Here is a 20,158-nt window from a genome sequence, read left to right as displayed (position 1 = left end):
CGGCATAGACAATGATGGCCAACATCTGCCTTGGCGACGCCAAATTTCGATTTATTCGCTGATAGGTCTTTTCCAGTGCCGTAATATCCATACCCCCAATACAATGGCGAAGCAGGCGGACGGGGTCATCTTTGCCAATCTGAAATTCAAGATTAAATGGAAGAAATACTTGATAGCTTCCTTCAAAAGACGTATAATCTTTTTGTGAATTTGGTTTTTGCATATCTAAATTCTACACCTAATCCCGAGGCATTCAAGCCCCGGGATTATTTTTTTGCACATGAAAAAGGACTGCTGCACGTCACATTACGTGCAACAGCCCCTTTAAGCATATACTATAAAATTGTTTTAACTTCCTGCCCCGCTTGGCGTTGGCTGAACGGGGGGTTCACTGCTGTCTTCCATGGAGCTCTTAGAGGACAGTTTGCTCTTTTGCTCCGTGATAAAAGCCTGCATGATGATGAATACGCAGAGCAAGGCACCGACCACGATCTTCGTCCACCAGGCCGAAAGTGTTCCCTGGAAGCTGATGAACGTCAGGATAACGCCTTGAATCAGTACACCGACGAGTGCCCCGGGGATGAAGCCTACACCACCAGTCAAAAGCGTACCGCCGATGACTGAGGAAGCGATGGCATCCATCTCCATGCCGAGACCGTGCAGGTTATAGCCCGTCAGCATAATCAAGCTGTAGGCAAGGCCGCCCAAAGACGAGCAGAAGCCCGAAATCGCATAGACCATAACCTTCGTGCGAAATACCGGCAGCCCCATGAGGGCCGAGGAGGACTCACTGCCACCGATGGCAAATACCGTGCGCCCAAATTTCGTATACCCCAGCACGATAGCGGCCACGACAATCGTCAGCAAGGCGACGATGGCACCAATCGATACAAAGCCGACGCCAAGGTCTACCCGGTAACTGGCCAACGCGACCCAGGTTGGATTCTCAATCTGAATCGTATCCTGCGAGATAACGGCCGTCAGGCCGCGGCAGAAGAACATGCCGGCCAGCGTAATGATAAAGGGCTGCAAATCAAACTTCGATATGATATAGCCCTGCGCGGCGCCAAACACCGTGCCCATCACCATGACGAGCAGGACACAGAGCCCCACGGGCAGGCCCGTATTGGCGAGCAGCCAAGCGAGCACCATACATACCAGAGCGAGCACTGCGCCCACCGACAAATCGATGCCGGCAATGATCAACGTGAACGTAATGCCCACCGTGACGATAATCAGCGCCGCATTATCGATGAACAGATTCAAAAATACCTGCGGACGCATAAAGCCTTTGTACATGGCAATGCCCGCTCCATAGAGGATTGCGAACAGCAAGACCGTAACGAAGAAAGAAAAATATTTGGATGCAATGAGATGGTTCAACTTGTTTTTCATGCCTGCTCCGCCACCTTTCCATCAACGGAAGCTTTTTTCCCGTTCTGTTTTGACATCCGGCGCGCCTTCCACGCATCAAACATCTCCTGGGCCTTCTTGGACTGGATCAGGCAGATGATAATTACCGCAATGGCCTTGACTACCGGCAGCTGGTCAGCCGATACGCCCAGCGCATACATCGTCGTCGTAAGGGTCTGAATCGTAACCGCACCGATAACCGAACCACCGATGTAGAACTTGCCACCCGAAAGCAGCGTACCACCGAGTGCGACAGCCAAGATAGCATCCATCTCCATATTGAGGCCGGCATTATTGGCATCAGCGGCACGGATAAGCGAACTTTCAATCAGCCCCGAAACACCAGCACAAAGCCCCGAAAAAGCATAGACGAGGAAAATGACCAGCGTTACGTTGATGCCGGCATACCTTGCCGCTGTTGCATTGATGCCGACAGACTGGACAAATAAGCCGATACTGGTCTTCTTCATCAGCACCGCTACCAGCAAAACCATTGCGAGCGCAATGAAAATATTCGTCGGCAGCGGCATCCCCGGCAAGAAACCGGCAATGTACTCAAAGGGCTTATAATAAACCGTGATAATCTGTCCCTCGGTCATGAGTTGGGCCACGCCACGTCCGGCCGTCATAAGGATAAGCGTCGCTACCACGGCCTGAATCTTGAATTTCGCGACCAATAAGCCGTTCCACATGCCGCAGAGTACGCCAACACCAATAGCGGCCAGCACAGCCAGGGCCATCGGCATTTGAGCCACGCCATCCCCGCGGCCGCCAATCATCGTGCAGACTACAGCGGCCGAGATAGCCACCACCGCACCAACCGAAATATCGATACCGCTCGTCGCAATAACGAAGGTCATGCCGAGAGCCAAAATGATGAGCGAACACGAACGGTTCAAAATATCCACGAGACGTCCATACAGCCTGCCATCCTCGGTCAGCTGTATCGACAGGAACCCATCGACAAAAATCGTATTGAATACGAGCAGCACCAGCAGGGCTACTACCGGCAAAAACAGCGAGCTTCCCGCAAATTTTTTCAGCATATCCATCAGGCCGCACCTCCTGCAATTGCTTTCATGACACCGTCGGAACTGATATCATCGCCGGTCAGCTCTGCCACCTTGCGGCGGTCGCGCATGACCACCAGTTTGGTGCAGGTACGGACCATCTCATCCATCTCCGAGGAGATGAATACGACCGACATTCCGCGCTGCTTGGCCAAGGAAATCGCCATCTTCTGGATTTCCGTCTTGGTCCCCACATCGATACCGCGCGTCGGTTCATCGAGGATCAACAGATTCGGCTGGGTAGCCAGCCAGCGGGCAATGATTACCTTTTGCTGATTTCCGCCCGACAGATTCTTTACGAGCTGTTCGCGGTCAGAAACCTTGATTTTGAGCAGCTTGATACAGTCGTCAGCAATCTTGCACTGCTCCTCGTAGGGAATGTGATGCATGATGCCGTCTTTGGCCTGCATCGCCAGAATGATATTTTCCCGTACGGACAAATCGCCAATGATTCCCGAGCGCTTCCGGTCCTCCGGACAGAACCCGATTTTTTCCTTCATGGCATCCATCGGCGTCTTCAGACTGATTTCCTTCCCATTGATGCGGATGGAGCCCTTGTGGATCGCTTCGATGCCGAAAAGCAATTCCGCCGTTTCCGTACGGCCGGAGCCCAGCAGGCCGGCAAAGCCAATAACTTCGCCCTTGTGGATGGTGACATCCACCTCCCGCAGCTTGCCGATGGCACCGATCCCCTTGGCATCGAGGAATACCTCCTCCGACGGCGTGCTCTTTTCGGCAAATTTATCCATATCCTTGACCGCGCTCAGGTCTTTGCCCACCATTTTCGCGATGAGTTCGAGCCGCGGCAGTTTCGAGATTTCATAGGCCCCGACGAGCTCGCCGTTGCGCAGCACCGTAACGTGATCGCAGATTTCATAAATCTGGTCGAGAAAATGGGAGATAAAGACGATGCCCATCCCCTGCCGCTGCAACTGCCGCATGATCTTGAACAGATGCTTGGTCTCCTCCTCGTTGAGCGACGACGTCGGCTCGTCAAGAATCAAGATTTTCGCATCGACATCGACCGCCCGGGCAATGGCAATCATCTGCTGCAAGGCGACCGAATAGTTATCGAGGGTCTTGGTCACATCAATATGAACATCCAGCTTCGCGAGCAGCTGCTCCGACCGCTGGTTGATTGTTTTCCAGTCAATAAAGCCGTGTTTTTTCGGCTCACGGCCAATAAAGATATTCTCTGCTACCGTGAGATTCGAGCAGAGATTTACCTCCTGATACACCGTCGAAATGCCGCATTCCTGCGCCTCTTTCGGCGTTTTCGGTGAAATGGGCTTGCCATTCATCACAATCGTACCGCCATCGCGCTGATATACCCCGGTCAAAACCTTGACCAGTGTCGATTTGCCAGCGCCATTTTCCCCCATCAGGGAGTGGATTTCCCCAGCGTGGAGCGTAAAATTGACGTTTGATAATGCCTTAACGCCTGGGAATACCTTATCTATATACCGCATCTCCAATAAAGCTTGTGCCATAATCGTCACCCCTAACCAGGAAACTGAATGATCATCGGAATAAGATAGGAATAAGGAAAATGATTGCTATCTGTTCGATATGGATAAAACGGCCGCGTCCGAACTCATACGAAGCGGGCGCGGCCCTTTATCCTAACCTATATGAATGGATGAAAACAGGTATTAGTATTTGCGATCCGGAAGGGTCTTAGCGGCAACATCTGCCGGGAATACGCCTTCATCGACATAGACGAGTTTTTCGACTTTCTCACCAGCGAGGATTTTCTTAGCCGTTTCCATGAGCAGCGGTCCCTGCAGCGGGTTGCACTCAACCGTGCAGTTAGCCTTGCCATCGATCATAGCCTGGAACATGCCTTTTACGCCATCGATGGAGATAATCGTGATGTCTTTGCCCGGTTTGAGGCCGGCTTTCTCGATTGCCTGGATGGCACCGAGAGCCATGTCATCGTTATGCGCAAAGAGGATATCGATTTTCGGACCATAGGATTTGAGGAAGGACTCCATGACTTCCTGGCCTTTCTGCCGCGTGAATTCACCCGTCTGAGAAGCCAGCAGGTTGTATTTACCAGCATTGGCCGATTTTGCCATAGCATCTTTAAAGCCTTCCTGGCGGCGGATTGCTACGGAGGAACCAACCGTACCTTCAAGGACTACGACATTGTACTGGCTGCCGCCATCACGCGGAGTCTTTTTCTCTTTGGCCATGTACTCATCGATCCATTTGAAGACGTTGTTGCCCTCTTTAACGGAATCCGTACCGATTTTGGCCACATAGAGAGAATCGTCGCTGAGTTTGACGTCACGGTCAACAACGATGACCGGAATCTTGGCATCTTTTGCCTCTTTCAGGACCGTATCCCAGCCCGTCTCGACGATTGGTACGAAAGCGATGATATCAACGCCCTGGGCAATAAAGGAACGAATTGCCTTAATCTGGTTCTCCTGCTTCTGCTGTGCATCCGAGAACTGCAGGTTGATGCCTGCATCTTTAGCTGCCTGTTTGATGGATTCCGTATTCGCCGTTCTCCATTCGGATTCCGCTCCGATCTGGGAGAAGCCCATCGTAATCTGTTTCCCACCTGAACCTGAGCCGCTGCCACTGCTTGCTGACTGTTCACCGCCACAGCCAGCGACAACGACCATCATAGCTGCTGCCAAAAGTAATGCAATGATCTTTTTCATGTTTTCGTCTCCTTTGCTTTTCGTACTAAAAACCAGTACATTTTTTTCGGCTCTGCTCCGAATCTTTCCCGCTGCCCTTCACCTCATTTCTCCAGGAAAGACCTCTTCGCCGGTTTCAGGATTCCCGTTTCTCTGTTTTCTGTTCTCGTGCACAGAATAGTTTACAAACAATCCTGTTTATTGCCAATAATCAGACGATATAAAAAACAGTACTGCCCCCAACGGTAAAAATAACCCCTTATCCTTGCCACAGAACCATTTTTGTTCTCTGCTATTACAATACACGTTCCCCTTTTTGTTGTCAACATATTTTTTATTCTTTGTTATAGTTTAGAAAACGTTTTATCTTGTTCTTTATCGTGTGCACGAACACCAGCGTCCCAGCACCAGCGCCGTCTGCCGATGAATCCTGATTTTTTGCCATTTCTCCGAAAATTTTTTTCAGGATTATCTTTTCGAAAAAAACTGTGCTCGTGCAGGATTATTCCTCGAATACCGCGAAAAATATATTCTATCATCATTTTACAACACGGAGGTTCATCCCCATGGTTACGATAAAACAAATCGCTGAACTGTGCGGTGTTTCCCGCGGAACCGTCGACCGCGTCCTCAACAATCGCGGCAACGTAAAACCCGAGAAACGTCAGCTGGTCCTGGAAACCGCAAAAAAGCTGAACTATCAGCCAAACCCCGCCGGCAAGGCGCTGGCTGCCCGCAAGAAGAATCCCGTTGTCGGCGTGCTGATTGCATCCGAGGGGGTCCCCTTCTTCGACGATGTGCTGCTGCCCATGCGAAAAGCAGCGCTAAAATACGAAAACTACGGCATGAAAGTCCTTTGGCGCAGCATGCGCGGCTTTAACGTCGAGGAGCAATGCAGCATCATCGACGAGCTCGCCAGCGAAGTCAATGCGCTGATTATCAACCCCGTAAACGAGCCGCGCGTTATCGAAAAACTCAACGACCTCGTAGCTCGCGGAATATTCGTCGTGACCATCAACAACGACGTGGATGACTGCCGCCGCCACTGCTATGTGGGCACGGATTACCTGCAGGGCGGCCGCACCGCCGGCGCACTGCTCAAGATGATTGCCCCACCGGGCATCCATGCCGGCGTCCTGATGGGCTCACTAAGCATGCAGGGCCATCGCCAGCGGTTGCAGGGATTCCTCGAAGTCCTCGAAAAGACCGAAGACTTCCAGCTTACGGGGGTTCACGAAAACGAAGACGATGACATGATTTCCTATGAAAAAACCCGGCAGCTCTTGGAGGAACACCCGGAAACCAATGCGCTGTTCATCATTTCTTCCGGTGCGTACGGCGCCGCCCGGGCTGTCATGGCCAAAAACCGCCGCGATATCGTGATGGTCGTATTTGACACCATCCCCTCCACGATTCGGATGATGCACGATCACATCATCCAGGCAGCCATTTACCAGCACCCGCGCCAGCAGGGGCGCAAAGCGATGCAGGTCGTCTTCGACTATCTGGTGAACGGCTTCCGCCCGGACCAGAAAAAATATCTGATGCGCAACGAAATCCGCATTCTCGAAAATGTAGAAGAATAAGACAAAAACTCCCTGGGATACGAATCATCCCAGGGAGTTTTTGTCTTATTTTAGGAAGCAGAAAAAATTATTTATAGTTTCACCCACAGTGAAGGGGAATATCACTCGTGGTGGAAACATCTTCGGAAGCGGCGTCCGCTTTTTCCTCCGCCAGCATATGTCGGTCCTGCGCCCGTACAAAGGGCAGATAGACGGCCGTCGCCATGACGAGATTGATGATCTGGATAACGGCGCCCTGCCAGCCATCCAGCAGGAGACCGGCCAAAATCGGCGGCGTGGTCCAAGGTACCTGTACGGCAGAGAACGGCGCCATAAACCCAACGGCAATCGCACCATAGGTGATGAAAAGAGCGAACAGCGGCACCAGCACAAACGGCACCAAAAGGAACGGATTGAATACGATTGGCAGACCGAAGATAATCGGCTCATTGATGTTGAACAAGCCCGGCACCGTAGCCAGTTTCGTAAGCGATTTCATCTGCGAGGATTTCGAACAAAGCCAGGAGGCGATGAGCAGTCCGAAAGTCAAACCGCAGCCACCGGATTTGATGAACACATCATTCACCTGGCACGTGATGATTTTAGCGGCCGGATTGTCCATGAGCTGCTGACCAGCATCCAAGAGTGCCTGATTATCCAAGGAATTGGCAATAAGGATAGGACTCACAACGCCACCGACAACATTCGGACCATGAATGCCCGCCCAGAACAAGATGGACTGAAGGGCTGCGATAATCGAACCACCGATAAGGGTATCCGAGAGGCCCTGCAGCGGCGTCTGCAATACTTTGAAGATAAATTCCGGGAAAGTCGTTGCCCCAACATAGTGGAAAACACCATAGATGACCGAACCGCCAAGGAACAACAGGAAGGCCGGCGTCAGGGCTTCAAAAGCCCGCGAGACACCACCAGGAACCGTGCTGGGCATCTTAATACCCAAATGGTGCTTCTCACAGTAGCAGAAAATTGCCGATACGGCAAAGCTCACGAGAATCGCCGTGATGACACCATTACTGCCAGCCCAGGCCTTCGGAATGACATCGCCCACGGCTTCACCGCCTTTCGACATGACCGTCGGCGGCAAAACGATGAGGAACGTAGAAAGCGAAAGGATTGACGCCATAATGGCATCGCAGCCCTCAGCCTCGACGTATTTATAGGTGATAGCCAAAACCGCAATAAGTGCTAATACACTGAACGTGCCACCAGCCACTGCATTGAGCGGTGCCGTCCAATCTTTGCCAAACAAATTCGCCATGAATTCCGGATACCCCGGGATTGGAAGATTCGCAATAAGCAGGAAAACCGACCCACAGACGGTAAACGGCGTCGTCATGATGAAACCATCACGCAGCGCTGCCACGGCCCGGATTTCTGCGAAGCGTCCCATAAACTCTACAAACTTGTCGAAAATCGCTTGTTTGTCCATGATAAGTGCTCCTTTTTCATTCTCCAATTCAATTTCGCTGGCAAAGCGAGTGCGAATGAGGCCAAAGCCTCTTGACGAGAACAATATAACAAAACACTTTCGCGTTTTCAACGGCTTTGGATTCTTCTGTTCGTTTGTTTCGCAAAAAATATCAAAACGGCTCTTGGTTTCGAAACAACGCCCCGATATCACCAAATCCGGCGTTTGTCATCGTACTGGCTGCCACAGGCATCATCGAACTGGTCGGTAAAGGATTCGATCTCATCATAACGGCGTGCCAGCCGCATCGCAAAAATCGTATCGATGAAATAACGGACCCCTACCGAAAAGAGCATGCCGCCCAGATCCAGGAAATTCGTCGTGTTAGCGATATAGACATATTCACTGCAAAGGCTGACCAGCGGCGAATGCGGCGACACGGTCAAGAGCACCGTATGAACGCCGCGGCGCTTTAAAATCTCAGCCAGCCGTATCAGCCGGCGATTTTCCCCGGAACGGGAGATGATGATGGCCAGGTGTTTTTTATCGGCCAGCAGCGCCGAGGAAATCTGACTGTTCATGGAGTTATAGGCCACGACAGGAAGTTTCGCCTGCATAAAATTGTAAACCGCCATCTGCGCCAAGGCATAGTTCTGGTCATACGCATAGATATCGATCACCTCCGCCTTTTCCATGCGGGTTAAGATTGCTTCAAGCTGGCCGATGTCAAATTCATTCTTCGTTTCTTCAATCGCCTCAACCTCAAGAGCTGCAATCTTGCGGACAACATCTTCCGGCTTATCCTTCTGCGTGACCGGACGATGACGGATGCTGAATGACTCTGGATTCACGCGGCTGATTTCACTGGTAAACTTGATGCGGAATTCGTTATACCCCTTGAGCCCCAATTTTTGGGTCAGACGAAAAACAGCTGCCGGGCTGGTATAAGTTTTCGCGGCAATTTCCCGTGTTGTCAGCTCAGCAACTTCCTTGGGATGTTCGAGCATATATTGTACGATAGCCTGTTCCGTTTGCGAAAAACGTTCATTTTCCTGCATAATCTTGAGTAATCGCATAAATACCTCCAGTCGAACCTCTCATCCTCTCAAATTCACATTCATTATAGCATAACCGACTTCATTTATAACAAGATTAAAGCAAACCCCGCTTCATACGAAAGATTTTGAAACGCGGTTTATAAGTTCTATGCACATTCGTATTTTTTTCTGAAACAAACACTCACAATCGCTTCGTCGTATTGCCTATTGCTTTTCCGCGTGTTATGATTCGTTTTGTCACAGGCAAAGCGACATGCGCTCCAAACCTCTTGACCAAATGAGCATGAAATTGGTAACGAAGAAATTAAGGAGCGATTCACAATGAAAAAACAGACACTCAGCCTTCTTACGGCAATGGCGATTACGGCAGCAGTCAGCGGACAGGCCATGGCAGCACCGGAAACAGGCGCCGCCAGCTTCACGGATGTCCCGGCCGGACACTGGAGCTATGCCGCTATCGACCAGCTCGTAAAGGATGGAGTTCTGGAGGGCAACGGTGACGGCACCTTCGCCGGCAACCGTTCCATGAGCCGCTATGAAATGGCCGCCGTCGTCGCACGGGCCATGAATAAAATGGGCAGTGTCAACCCCGCCGACCAGGCATTACTGGAAAAACTCGAGCGTGAATATCATGGCGAATTATCGCGGATGGATGAACGCATGACGAGCCTCGAGAAGAAAGTGGATAAAATCCAACTTTCGGGTTTTGTCCGGGCAAAATATGACCACGATTCCTCGACGAAAGATGTGGGCTCCCAAAACAACAACAAGCACTTCTATATGAATCTCGAAGGCCGCATGAAAGTCGGCAATCAGTGGGAAGCCCACTTCCAGTCCGAGACGCGTAAAGGGTATACGGTAAACCAGTCCTGGCGAAAAGATGCCAAATCCGACGATCAGGATGGTACCTTCCAGCGCATCTGGGTCGAGGGGCAGCCGACGAAAAAACTCGGCGCGGTACTCGGTACGAAATGGTGGGGCTACGGCTATCAGAATGTCATCTTCGGCCATGCCGCTGACGGTGCACAGCTCACCTATAACTTCACGCCGCAATGGAGCCTCTCTGGCTTTGGCCTGCGTCCGCGTCAAGGCGATCTCATCACCATGCCAGACGGCGAAAAAACGCATCTCTACGGTGCCAACATCACCGGCCGCCTCGGCATTGTCGATGGGTCACTCACGTATATGAGCAACAAGAATTACCGAGGCGAGCACGGCACCCGCGGCAATCAGATGATGAGCCGGGCGGCAGGACTTGATTTGCGCGCCAAAGTAGCCAAAGATGTGACGCTCTACGGTACCTATGTCCGCACGAATGCCTACGACTTCAAGACCAGTAAGGAATTCCGCGTCGACTACCGCGATGTCGATTCGACCAAACGCGGCGACTGGAGCCTCTATGCCCGCTATATCGACTTTGGCCGCTATGGCGATGTCTCCCACGATGACGAATGGGGCTCCCTGCCAACGGATACCAAAGGATATATCCTCGGTGTAAAATACATCCCCTGGAAAGATGTGGTATGGGAGACCTTCTACTCCGATCAGAAATACAACCACTCCGGAAGCATCGCCGGCGTAGCCAAAGATGCCAAACGCCACCTCTTCCGCACCCAATTCGATTTCCACTTCTAATCCCCTAACAGCAAAAGGCCTTTGCAGGCCCTCACCTGCAAAGGCCTTTTGTATTAAGAATCCAAAGATCCGAACAAAGAACTAATATATTCATTCACCTTTTGGTTCTGAGAACCCAGTACACAAGCGAAGTATTCGAAAAATACCTTGCTGAAAATAAAATTCTTCATTCGTTCAGCCGTAAGGGCTGCCCGTATGACAATGCCTGTATAGAATCCTTTCATTCTTTGATAAAAAAGGAAGAAATCTATCGGCGTTTTTACAAAGATTCAAAAGAAGCTTATAAAAGCATCTTTGAATATATCGAGTCCTGGTACAATCGCCAGCGAACTCATAGTAGCTTAGGCTACAAGACACCGGCTGCAGTTCATGCAGAAGGTGCGGCGTAAAGTCGCACTTTCGGTGTCCACTTTATTGACTTAAGACCAAAATAGTGATTATGAATAGAAACAGATTTGAATAAAAAAAGGAGAAATCATGGATATTTTACCTGAAATTCTGAATCGAAGAAGTATCAGAAAGTATAAATCAACAAGAGTTACAGATGAGCAAATAAGTGATTTGATATTAGCTGCTTCATTGGCACCTTCCGGTTCTAATGAACAGCCATGGGATTTCATTGTTGTGAAATCAAAAGAAATGAAAGAGAAGATTTGTGAGCTAGACCATAATCAAAAGTGGATGCTTCAAGCACCTGTGTTTATTGTTTGTGTAGGAAAATCAACATATCGTAAAGACGATAGTATGGAGCGTACCATTAGAGATAGCGCAATAGCTATTACTCATATTTTATTACAGGCACAACATATGGGATTAGCTACATGCTGGACAGGTTGGTATGAGCAGGATGAAATGAGAAATTTACTAGGATTAACGGATAAAGATTATGTAACTGGAATCATAATAGTGGGCTATGCAGATGAAAATCCAGATGCAAGACCGCGAAGGAAAGCTACGTATACGGAAATCTGATTTAGATGAATCTTTTTTTCATGTTCTGCAGAACAGGATTCTTGATAACAATATGATTGTAATATTCTCAGAAGGAGTATTCAGTATAAATGGACAGACCAGAATTTGATAACATAAAGGATTTTGAAGAATTCAGTAAGTATTATTGGTATAGGGATGAGCTAATAAAAATATGTAAGGCCCATGGTTTAAAAGCTCCAAGTAGTAAGGTACAGTTGAACGCAGTTATTAAAGCTTATTTTTCTGGAGAGAAGATTTCACCTGCAAAGAAAGTCGTAAGACCAAAAAAGAAGGCTGTAGTTACAAATCTTACTTTAGATACAGGAGTGATCGAGTGTGGGTTTAATTGCGGTAACAGATTTAGAGAATTTTTTAGACAACAGACTGGGAAAGAAAGTTTTAGTTTCAAGGTAGATATGGTTGCTACTGCAAAAGCAGTAAAGGAAAATGGTGATGAAAGCTTTACACTTGGTGATTTGCTAGATGTCTATTATGGTAAAAAATCGTATGTTGTTTATGACAAATCTGCTCTTCAATGGAACAAGTTTGTCAAAGACTTTTGTGAAGATGAGACAACTAAAGTATATAACGAGAGGTTGAAGGCAGCGGCTACATTATGGAAGATTGTCAGAGATTCTGATATGAAGAAAGAATATTCCCGTGAGTTGCTGGAGGAATATAAGCATATTTTAGGATGATATAAAGGAAAAAGTTGTATGGTCATAGGCGTTAGTGCATGTTTACTAGGCGAAAATTGCAAATATAACGGGGGCAATAACATACCAATGACCACATTCATGCGCATAATCGGCAGCAATAGCACTTAAAGCATAAATATTATAATCTTTTGGGGTGGTAGTTCCATCACCACTTCTATAAGCAGAACCAGCGTTTACTAACAAACTACCTTTCGTAAGACTGATATAACCGCCACCGTAGTTAGAACCACCAATCGCACTATTTCTAGTATCACCGATAGGATTAATATATACTCCTTTTAACCCATCCTCATATTTCGAATGAGCTTTCTTTAATTTCTATAGATACTGTGTCCCCTACCGCTAGAGACTTTCTTCGTACCAGCCTTCCCCAATATAAAAAGGGCCGCTGGTTTATACCAACGGCCCTCCTCAGGGGAACTTAGGAAAGTTTTAGGGTAATCAACAGATTTCAACGAGATCCGTACCAAACATCATGGCCAGGTCGTGAATCTGGGATTCTTTAATCGTAAAGCTCAGGACGGTATGATGTCCGCCGCCAGCTTTAATCCACTGCGTTGCGCCTTCTTTGAGGCCGACTTTCGGCGTCCAGAGCTGTTTTGCAACCGGCAGATGCGGCGTCTCAGCCTCAGCCTTGCGGCACTCAACCGGATAGCTGATGATGCGGAATCCATCGCGGAAGTCCGCAATCGTCACATCGATGCCATCGCCATCGGCACCCGTGAATACCAAACGTGCCGGGTCTTCCTTATCGCCGATATCCAGCGGATGAACCTCAACGCGCGGTTTGTCGCTGGCAATCGTCGGGTCAACCTCGAGCATGTGAGCGCCGAGGATAGCCTCATGGCCTTTGCGCAGGTCAAGGGTGTAATCTTCCATGAAGACCGTGCGGTCATTATGGGAGAGGATTTTTAACAGACGCGTGAGTGCGGCGTGTTTCCAATCGCCCTCAGCAGCAAAGCCATAGCCGTCACGCATCAGCAGCTGTGCAGCCAGACCCGGCAGCTGTTTGAGGCCCTTGAGGTCCTGGAAGTTCGTGCAGAAGGCATTGTAGCCCTTGTCATCGAGGAACTTCTTGATGCCGAGGTATTCACGCAGCTGATAGCGGACCGACTCTTCGAATTTCTCGGCACTGTTGTGCTGGATATTGAGCGTGTAGTCCTGCTGCAGTTTTGCATACTCCGTATCAACATCTTTCTCATCAATGGCATCGATGACATCGACCAGCTCGCCCACCGGCCAATAATCGACCGTCCAGCCCAGCTGAATCTGAGCCTCGACCTTATCGCCCTCCGTTACGGCAACATCGCGCATCGTATCGCCGAAACGGCAGACGCGGATATTGAAGCTCTCATTATAGGCAACGGCTACATCCTGCCAGTCCGCAATTTCCTGCTGGACTTCTTCATCGCCCCAGTAGCCATAGACAATCTTGTTGTTGATACCGAGACGGGAGTTCAGATACCCATACTCGCGGTCACCATGCGCACTCTGGTTGAGGTTCATGTAGTCAAAATCAATCGTATCATACGGAATGTTGTTGAGATACTGCGTAGCCAGGTGCAGCAGCGGTTTCTGCAGGAGCTTCGTGCCGCGGATCCAGTTTTTAGCCGGAGAGAAGGTATGCATCCAGGTAATTACACCGGCAACTTCATCATGATAATTGACTTCCTTCATGAAGTTCGTGATGCCCTCAGCCGTCGTCATAACGCCCTTGCAAACTACTTTATACGGAAGCTTGCCGCTGGCATTGAGCTTCTCCGTCATATCTTCCACATCACGAGCAACTTCTTTCAACGTCTCCTCACCATAGAGGAACTGGCTGCCGGCAACAAACCAAAATTCATAATTCTTCGTCTCTAACATGATAACTCTTCCCTTCCGTTTACAAATAAATACTCGTCATTACAACGATTTAACGATGCGTTGCACCGCTATTGGACTTGGCATTATTCTGTCCATAGTAGGCATTGGCACCATGTTTGCGATAATAATGTTTATCCAGTAGGTACTGCGGTACCCGGATATCGCCGCGCGTGAGCTGCAGCGCATGGTAGTTCATCTCGGCTACCACATCAAGGATTTTGGCCGTCTCCACGGCTTTCTTCGGATTCGGGCCCCAGGTAAACGGCCCATGCTGTTTTACCAGCACCGCCGGAACGGCCTCGGGATCGATTCCCTGATCTTTAAAGGTACGGACAATGACATGACCCGTATTTTCCTCGTAAGCCGACTCGATTTCTTCTTTCGTCAAGGCCTCGGTCACGGGTACATCGCCAAAGAACGTATCGGCATGCGTCGTCCCCAGAGCTTCCAGCGGAAGCCCGGCTTCGGCAAACGAAACCGCCCAAGAAGAGTGCGTATGAACCACTGCCCCAATCGTCGGAAACTCCTTGTAAAGAACCAGATGCGTCATCGTGTCGCTGGACGGATTCATATCGCCCTCCACAACATGACCGTTCATATCGACAACCACCATGTCCTCCGGTTTCAAATCCTCGTAGGGAACACCCGATGGTTTGATGACAAAGAGGCCCTCTTTGCGGTCAATACCGGAGACATTGCCCCAGGTAAAGGTTACAATGCCGAGTTTCGGCAGCATCATATTTGCTTCATAGACCTCTTGTTTCAACGCTTCTAACATGACCAAAATCCTTTCTTACTGAGATACCCTATAAAGTTCAAGCCGTTTCCTGAACCGCCGTGCCGGCTTCCTTCTCAACGGCAAGACCGGCGCGATATGCTTTGATAAACTGCTGGCAGCCAGCGACGCCCTGCGCATTCGGCGTAAGCGTCGTGCTCTCCGGATTGCGGAAAACATGGGTGTCGAGGAAGTCTGCCAACGTCTCCTCCGGCAGGCCCCATTTGGCAAATACAGCCAGGACTGCCATGCCCCATGGGCCGCCTTCTCCCGCCGTTTCCATAACCGTAATCGGGATGTTCAGCGCATCCGCCAAAACCTGCTGACCGATGACCGGGGTCTGGAACAAACCGCCCTGGGCAATCATCACATCGGTCTTGACGCCTTCCTCGCGGACGAGGATATCCATGCCGATTTTCAGCGGGGCAAAGGCTGCATAAAGCTGGGACAGCATGAAGTTTGCCAGATTCATGTGGCTGTGCGGCGTGCGCATAAAGAGCGGACGTCCCTGCTCCACCCGCGTGATATTCTCACCGGACAGGCAGCTGTAATTGAGCAGCCCGCCAGCATCCTTATCCGCCAGACGAGTCTGGTTAAAGAGCAGGCCGTAAAGTTTATCCGGCTTTAACCCGTGCCCCATAGCCTCGGCAAATTCCCCGAACAGGGAAACCCAGGCGTTGAGGTCTGAGGAACAGTTATTGGTATGAACCATGGCTACGGGAGCGCCATCCGGCGTCGTTACCATATCGATATCCTGATGGACTTCCTTCAGCGGAGCATCGAGAACATTCATCGAGAACGCCGATGTGCCGACCGAGATATTGCCTGTGCGTTTGCGAACGCTATTCGTACCGACCATACCGGTTCCGGCATCGCCCTCTGGCGGAGCCATCAGGCTGCCCCATTCGAGCTTGCCCGAAGGATCGAGCAGCTTTGCGCCCTCCGGCGTGAGAACGCCAGCCTTCTCGCCAGCCGAAAGCACCTGAGGCAGGATCTCTTTAAGCGACCAGCTAAACGGCTTCACATCATCAAGCGCCGCAAATTTTGCCAGCATGCCTTCGTCATAATCGCCCGTTGCACTGTCAATCGGGAACATCCCCGAGGCATCTCCGATGCCCAGAACCTTCTCGCCCGACAGTTTCCAATGAACATAACCAGCCAGCGTCGTCAGGAAGGCAATGTCTTTCACATGCTCTTCCTTATTGCGGATTGCCTGATACAGATGCGCAATGCTCCAGCGCTGCGGAATGTTAAAGGAAAATTCCTTCGTCAGCGCATCAGCGGCCTCGCCCGTGATGTTATTGCGCCAGGTACGGAACCCTGCGAGCAGCTTGCCATCCTTATCAAACGGCAGGTAGCCATGCATCATAGCACTGACACCAATGGCACCAATCTTCGTAAACGGCACATGATAGCGGCTGCGCACATCAGCGGCTACCTGTGTAAAGCAGGTCTGAATGCCCGCCCAAGCCCGGTCCAGATCGTAAGTCCAGATGCCGTTCTCGAGCTGATTTTCCCACTCATAACTTGCTGAAGCCAGCGTTTCACAATTTCTGTTTACGAGCACAGTTTTGATTCTGGTGGACCCCAGTTCAATGCCCAGGGCCGTCTCACCATTCTCAATACTGGCTGCATTTTTCATAAGTTCCATCAGCGAACTCTCCCCTCGTAGCCAGGTAAATAACTCAATGCGTCATTGCTGCTTTGCCTTCTACTTCATGCTGGCGAATACCAGCTGCCTCGATTTCCTCCAGCGTATGACCGCGCGTCTCCGGCACGCAGTTACGGATGAAGGCTACGCCCAGCAGGCAGATAACACCGAAAATCGCGAACACTGCTGCCTGGGAAATCGTCGCCGTCATAATCGGGAACAGCAGCCCGACCAGGAAGGATCCAATCCAGTTGAACGAAGAAGCCACGCCAGAAGCACGGCCGCGGATAGCCAGCGGGAAAATCTCACCGACAATAACCCACGTAAGCGGTGCCCAAGTGAAGGAATAAAATGCAACATAGATGCAAAGGAAGAAGACAATCATCATCGGGTCCATTCCCGGAATCAAGCTGTTGAGAACTGCCGGAAGAATGAAGGAAAGACCCATAACCGTGCCGCCTACCGTCAGCAGCGTACGGCGATTGAAACGATCGGCAATGCCGAGGAATACCAAAGAACCAAGTACCAGGATAATGCCCTGAATAATCGGCCACATGAGCTGCGAGCTGGCAGCCTGACCCGTAGCCTGTTCCACGATCATCGGAATGTAATAGAAAATCGCATTAGCACCCTGGAACTGCTGGAAAGCTGCAACACCGACACCAGCCGTAACCAGATAACGATATTTGCCCGATACCAGCGTAGAAAGCGACGTGGACTGCTTTGCCTGCTGTTCATCGCGGGCAGTATTCTGGATATCCATGAGTTCGGCTTCCACTTCAGCCTCTGGACGGATGCAGGAAAGCACCTGACGGGCCTCATCCAGCTTGCCGCCGCGAACCAGGAAACGCGGCGATTCCGGAAGATGAAGAACACCGAAGAACAGGATAACAGCCGGTACAGCGGCCAAGCTAAGCATCAAACGCCAAGCAATCATTTCCGGCATGTCTTTGAGCAGGTAGTCCACTACGTACGAAAGAAGCATACCAGAGACAATCATGGTCTGATTGATACCGGACAGGCGTCCGCGCAAGCGGGCCGGTGCCATCTCCGACATATACGCCGGAACCAGTGCCGAGGCAGCACCAACGGCCAAGCCCAACAGCGTGCGGACAGCGATGAGATAAAGCGAACCATCCTGCGGTGCGATACCCGAAAGAATCGAACCGATGATAAAGATAAGTGCTGAAAGCAGAATCATCTTGCGACGGCCCAGACGGTCGGAAAGCTGACCAGCCAAAGCACCGCCAAAGATTGCACCAAACATAACGGCGGAAGTGATCCAGCCAATGACACTGGCATTGCCCTGCAGGCCCCAGTCGTTCTGCAGGAACGGAAGAGCACCGGTCATAACACCAATATCATAACCGAATAAAATACCTCCAAAGGAACCAAAGAAATATATGAACTTGCTAGAAATTTTCTTTCCTGCACTTTTATTCGTGCTTGTTTTCATTCCATATCCCTCCATATAGGTTTTGAGTGGTATCCTTAAAATTGTGTTCGAGCACATTTCATGCTCTTAATATAGCACACGGATATTGTTCTGTCAACTTTTTTCTTGCTCTTTATTTATTACAAATTTATAAGAACGTGTTATATATTCTGATAATTTAAAACATAGGTATTTTGCCGGATGGCACCGCCCCAGTATGACGCCCGCTTCGCAAAGTAGTATAATGAGACCGTATCATTTTCGAAAGGACGATCAAACTATGAACCATCGCATTGCCTGCGTTATCAAAAATATGGAATCCATGGGGCTTACGCAGCTCCTCGTCTCCGATCCGATGAGTATCCGCTATCTTACGGGCGTCTACGTAGAACCGTTCGAACGCCTCTATGCGTTTCTCATCCGCACCGACGGCGAGCACACCTTCTTTTTGAATCATCTCTTCTCGGTCGCCGATACCGGCTATAACGAAGTCCGTTTCAGCGACATGGATGACCAGATTGCCCTGCTTGCCGCCCACATCCAAAAAGGAAAACTCGGCATCGACAAGACGTTTACGGCGCGCTTCTTGATTCCTCTGATGGAACGCACCGGCATCACGCCCATCCTCGCCTCCCAGGCAGTCGACGACTGCCGCGCCATCAAAGATGACGAAGAGCAGGAACTGATGCGCGAAGCCTCCCGTATCAACGACCGCGTCATCACCCAGGCCTTTAACGCCGCGAAGGCGGGCATGACCGAAAAGGAACTGGCTGACTTCATCGATAAAGCCTTCCTAGCCGAAGGCGCATCGGGGCCGAGTTTCCCGACCATCGTCTCCGTCGGTGCCAACGCCGCCGACCCACACCACGAGCCCGATGACACGACCATAAAAGACGGCGAATGCGTGCTCATCGATATGGGATGTGTTTATAAGGGCTACTGCTCCGACATGACCCGTACCTTCGTAATCGGACAGCCGGCTGACCCAGAATTTACCAAGGTTCACGACCTCGTGCGGCAGGCCAACGAAAAAGCCGAGGCCATCATCCGCCCCGGCATTCCGCTTTCGACCATCGATGCCGCCGCCCGCGATTTCCTGGCCGAAAATGGCTATGAAAAAGAATTCAACCATCGCCTCGGTCACTTCATCGGCCAGACCGACCACGAACAGGGCGATGTCAGCGCGACCAATGAAGCCCTCACCGTCCCCGGCATGGTCTTCTCCATCGAGCCAGGAGTATACCTGCCAGGCCGCTTCGGCGTCCGCATCGAAGATCTCGTCATCGTCACGGAAGACGGCTGCGAGATTCTCAATCACGTCGAGAAAAAATTACAAACGATTTAACCAAAAATAGGCTGTGCTGTCCCCTTTCCCTAAAGGGGGCAGCACAGCCTATTTTGTTTATCCTGTTTATTTGCAATAACGGTAATCTGTCACCTATTTAACCTAACCCGCGAGAAGTCCTCCACCTCTTAGGTGGGGGATGAAGGCGGGTATGGCGAATTTACGTAAATAATTGAGCCATACAATTGCTTTTTGTCTTATTGGGTAGTATAATCAGTCGTAAAAGAGAAAGGACTTATTATACTATGGAATTAGACAACAATAACCATTCAGTGTTCTTACTCTATTATCATCTGGTTTTGGTAGTGAAGTATCGTCGCAAGGTATTCTCTGACCGAATGAGCCAATATGCTAAAGATATTTTTGTTCGCATTGGCTCATCATACAACATTACGTTGGAGGAATGGAATCACGACCAAGACCATGTGCATATCATGTTCCGTGCTCATCCTAATACAGAGCTGTCGAAATTCATCAATGCTTATAAAAGTGCCAGCTCTAGGCTAATCAAAAAAGATTTTCCAGAGGTTAGGCGCAAGCTGTGGAAAGAAATGTTTTGGTCGAGAAGTTATTG

General features: G+C 50.2%; 16 protein-coding genes and 2 pseudogenes. 7 read left to right on the top strand and 11 right to left on the bottom strand.

Translation table 11 applies throughout. From position 1 onward, the window contains the following. From T504_RS0110860 to T504_RS0110840, 5 genes and pseudogenes are all read right to left on the bottom strand, one after another. Positions 1–223 (bottom strand): annotated as a pseudogene (locus tag T504_RS0110860) (IS5/IS1182 family transposase); the annotation flags it as partial. Positions 224–348: 125 nt separating this feature from the next. Further along, the gene (gene yjfF, locus T504_RS0110855) at positions 349–1,395 is read right to left on the bottom strand and encodes a galactofuranose ABC transporter, permease protein YjfF (RefSeq protein WP_033171101.1); all 1,047 of its coding nucleotides are present in this window, start codon (positions 1,393–1,395) and stop codon (positions 349–351) included. Continuing rightward, on the bottom strand, positions 1,392–2,465 hold the full coding sequence (locus tag T504_RS0110850) for an ABC transporter permease (RefSeq protein WP_033171100.1): 1,074 nt from the start codon (positions 2,463–2,465) through the stop codon (positions 1,392–1,394). Before T504_RS0110850 ends, yjfF begins: the two co-directional genes overlap by 4 nt. Further along, positions 2,465–3,973, bottom strand: coding sequence for a sugar ABC transporter ATP-binding protein (locus tag T504_RS0110845; protein WP_033171099.1), 1,509 nt, complete (start codon positions 3,971–3,973; stop codon positions 2,465–2,467). The genes T504_RS0110850 and T504_RS0110845 overlap by 1 nt, the downstream gene beginning before the upstream one ends. 162 nt (positions 3,974–4,135) lie before the next feature. After that, a complete protein-coding gene (locus T504_RS0110840; protein WP_033171098.1) occupies positions 4,136–5,155 on the bottom strand; it encodes an ABC transporter substrate-binding protein in 1,020 nt (339 codons plus the stop codon). A gap of 545 nt (positions 5,156–5,700) precedes the next feature. Here T504_RS0110840 and T504_RS0110835 point away from each other — a divergent pair. Continuing rightward, positions 5,701–6,720, top strand: coding sequence for a LacI family DNA-binding transcriptional regulator (locus T504_RS0110835; RefSeq protein WP_033171097.1), 1,020 nt, complete (start codon positions 5,701–5,703; stop codon positions 6,718–6,720). A 79-nt stretch (positions 6,721–6,799) separates the two neighbouring features. Here the strand turns inward: T504_RS0110835 and T504_RS0110830 are convergent, their stop codons facing one another. Further along, the gene (locus T504_RS0110830) at positions 6,800–8,149 is read right to left on the bottom strand and encodes a PTS sugar transporter subunit IIC (protein WP_033171104.1); all 1,350 of its coding nucleotides are present in this window, start codon (positions 8,147–8,149) and stop codon (positions 6,800–6,802) included. A gap of 188 nt (positions 8,150–8,337) precedes the next feature. Then, positions 8,338–9,204 carry a MurR/RpiR family transcriptional regulator gene (locus tag T504_RS0110825; protein WP_033171096.1) on the bottom strand — a complete coding sequence of 289 codons (867 nt, stop codon included), beginning with the start codon at positions 9,202–9,204 and terminating at the stop codon, positions 8,338–8,340. Between the two features lie 303 nt (positions 9,205–9,507). Between T504_RS0110825 and T504_RS0110820 the strand changes: the two genes are divergently transcribed. From T504_RS0110820 to T504_RS0110805, 4 genes and pseudogenes are all read left to right on the top strand, one after another. Continuing rightward, positions 9,508–10,821: an S-layer homology domain-containing protein gene (locus T504_RS0110820; protein ID WP_033171095.1), complete on the top strand. Its 1,314-nt coding sequence runs from the start codon at positions 9,508–9,510 to the stop codon at positions 10,819–10,821. A gap of 107 nt (positions 10,822–10,928) precedes the next feature. Continuing rightward, positions 10,929–11,210, top strand: a pseudogene (locus tag T504_RS0110815) (transposase); the annotation flags it as partial. An 88-nt stretch (positions 11,211–11,298) separates the two neighbouring features. Beyond that, complete coding sequence (locus T504_RS0110810; protein ID WP_231473903.1) at positions 11,299–11,793, top strand: nitroreductase family protein; 495 nt, start codon at positions 11,299–11,301, stop codon at positions 11,791–11,793. A gap of 89 nt (positions 11,794–11,882) precedes the next feature. Beyond that, the gene (locus T504_RS0110805; RefSeq protein ID WP_033171093.1) at positions 11,883–12,491 is read left to right on the top strand and encodes an SAP domain-containing protein; all 609 of its coding nucleotides are present in this window, start codon (positions 11,883–11,885) and stop codon (positions 12,489–12,491) included. Between the two features lie 462 nt (positions 12,492–12,953). Here T504_RS0110805 and araA read toward each other — a convergent pair whose 3' ends face one another. From araA to T504_RS0110785, 4 genes are read right to left on the bottom strand one after another with little or no spacing between them, the layout of a single operon-like run. Beyond that, positions 12,954–14,378 carry an L-arabinose isomerase gene (gene araA / locus T504_RS0110800; RefSeq protein WP_033171092.1) on the bottom strand — a complete coding sequence of 475 codons (1,425 nt, stop codon included), beginning with the start codon at positions 14,376–14,378 and terminating at the stop codon, positions 12,954–12,956. 49 nt (positions 14,379–14,427) lie between these two features. Next, positions 14,428–15,156: an L-ribulose-5-phosphate 4-epimerase gene (locus T504_RS0110795; RefSeq protein WP_033171091.1), complete on the bottom strand. Its 729-nt coding sequence runs from the start codon at positions 15,154–15,156 to the stop codon at positions 14,428–14,430. Between the two features lie 37 nt (positions 15,157–15,193). Further along, complete coding sequence (locus T504_RS0110790) at positions 15,194–16,804, bottom strand: xylulokinase (protein WP_033171090.1); 1,611 nt, start codon at positions 16,802–16,804, stop codon at positions 15,194–15,196. Positions 16,805–16,838: 34 nt separating this feature from the next. Continuing rightward, on the bottom strand, positions 16,839–18,260 hold the full coding sequence (locus T504_RS0110785) for a sugar porter family MFS transporter (protein WP_033171089.1): 1,422 nt from the start codon (positions 18,258–18,260) through the stop codon (positions 16,839–16,841). A gap of 259 nt (positions 18,261–18,519) precedes the next feature. Between T504_RS0110785 and T504_RS0110780 the strand changes: the two genes are divergently transcribed. Both T504_RS0110780 and tnpA read left to right on the top strand, forming a co-directional pair. After that, positions 18,520–19,584: a M24 family metallopeptidase gene (locus T504_RS0110780; RefSeq protein ID WP_033171088.1), complete on the top strand. Its 1,065-nt coding sequence runs from the start codon at positions 18,520–18,522 to the stop codon at positions 19,582–19,584. 245 nt (positions 19,585–19,829) lie between these two features. After that, positions 19,830–20,158 (top strand): IS200/IS605 family transposase (gene tnpA, locus T504_RS0110775; RefSeq protein ID WP_033171087.1); only part of this gene is annotated, 329 nt, incomplete at its 3' end.

The sequence above is a fragment of the Selenomonas sp. ND2010 genome (assembly GCF_000702005.1).
In the GTDB taxonomy this organism is placed as follows: domain Bacteria; phylum Bacillota; class Negativicutes; order Selenomonadales; family Selenomonadaceae; genus Selenomonas_A.
Note: the sequence above shows the minus strand (reverse complement) of the source record. Positions and strands in the feature narration are given on the sequence as shown.

Coding starts and splice junctions, on each gene's coding strand:
- yjfF (WP_033171101.1), bottom strand. CDS start 1,395: ATGAAAAACAAGTTGAACCATCTCATTGCATCCAAATATTTTTCTTTC.
- T504_RS0110850 (WP_033171100.1), bottom strand. CDS start 2,465: ATGGATATGCTGAAAAAATTTGCGGGAAGCTCGCTGTTTTTGCCGGTA.
- T504_RS0110845 (WP_033171099.1), bottom strand. CDS start 3,973: ATGGCACAAGCTTTATTGGAGATGCGGTATATAGATAAGGTATTCCCA.
- T504_RS0110840 (WP_033171098.1), bottom strand. CDS start 5,155: ATGAAAAAGATCATTGCATTACTTTTGGCAGCAGCTATGATGGTCGTT.
- T504_RS0110835 (WP_033171097.1), top strand. CDS start 5,701: ATGGTTACGATAAAACAAATCGCTGAACTGTGCGGTGTTTCCCGCGGA.
- T504_RS0110830 (WP_033171104.1), bottom strand. CDS start 8,149: ATGGACAAACAAGCGATTTTCGACAAGTTTGTAGAGTTTATGGGACGC.
- T504_RS0110825 (WP_033171096.1), bottom strand. CDS start 9,204: ATGCGATTACTCAAGATTATGCAGGAAAATGAACGTTTTTCGCAAACG.
- T504_RS0110820 (WP_033171095.1), top strand. CDS start 9,508: ATGAAAAAACAGACACTCAGCCTTCTTACGGCAATGGCGATTACGGCA.
- T504_RS0110810 (WP_231473903.1), top strand. CDS start 11,299: ATGGATATTTTACCTGAAATTCTGAATCGAAGAAGTATCAGAAAGTAT.
- T504_RS0110805 (WP_033171093.1), top strand. CDS start 11,883: ATGGACAGACCAGAATTTGATAACATAAAGGATTTTGAAGAATTCAGT.
- araA (WP_033171092.1), bottom strand. CDS start 14,378: ATGTTAGAGACGAAGAATTATGAATTTTGGTTTGTTGCCGGCAGCCAG.
- T504_RS0110795 (WP_033171091.1), bottom strand. CDS start 15,156: ATGTTAGAAGCGTTGAAACAAGAGGTCTATGAAGCAAATATGATGCTG.
- T504_RS0110790 (WP_033171090.1), bottom strand. CDS start 16,804: ATGGAACTTATGAAAAATGCAGCCAGTATTGAGAATGGTGAGACGGCC.
- T504_RS0110785 (WP_033171089.1), bottom strand. CDS start 18,260: ATGAAAACAAGCACGAATAAAAGTGCAGGAAAGAAAATTTCTAGCAAG.
- T504_RS0110780 (WP_033171088.1), top strand. CDS start 18,520: ATGAACCATCGCATTGCCTGCGTTATCAAAAATATGGAATCCATGGGG.